The organism is Lentzea albidocapillata (assembly GCF_000719115.1).
In the GTDB taxonomy this organism is placed as follows: Bacteria; Actinomycetota; Actinomycetes; order Mycobacteriales; family Pseudonocardiaceae; genus Lentzea; species Lentzea albidocapillata.
The window spans coordinates 1-286 of record NZ_JOEA01000100.1 but is presented as its reverse complement, the minus strand read 5'-3'; the positions used below and the strand labels follow the sequence as shown (position 1 = coordinate 286).

At 69.2% G+C, this 286-nt stretch carries 1 protein-coding gene; it reads left to right on the top strand.

The window, feature by feature from the left end; all coding sequences use genetic code 11:
* On the top strand, window positions 1-286 hold a 286-nt coding region (locus tag IG04_RS0142010; RefSeq protein ID WP_030482309.1), incomplete at both ends, for a BlaI/MecI/CopY family transcriptional regulator.

The window sequence follows — 286 nt, the reverse complement described above, 5'->3', positions numbered from 1 at the left end:
GCGCCAGGTGCTGGAACGGCTGGACACCGGCAAGCAACTCGCCTACACCACCGTGCTCACCGTGCTGGACAACCTGCACCGCAAGGACTGGGTCTCCCGTGAGCTGGAGGGCAAGGCCTACTGGTACCAGCCCACCATCAGCCGCGTCGAAGCCGCGACGAACGCTGTGCGCGACGTGCTTGCCGCCTCCGGTGATCCCGAGGCCGCGCTGCTGCACTTCGCACAGTCCGCGACCACCGAGGAGTCGGCGGTGCTGCGCCGGGCGTTCCGCAGGAAAGCCGCCGGA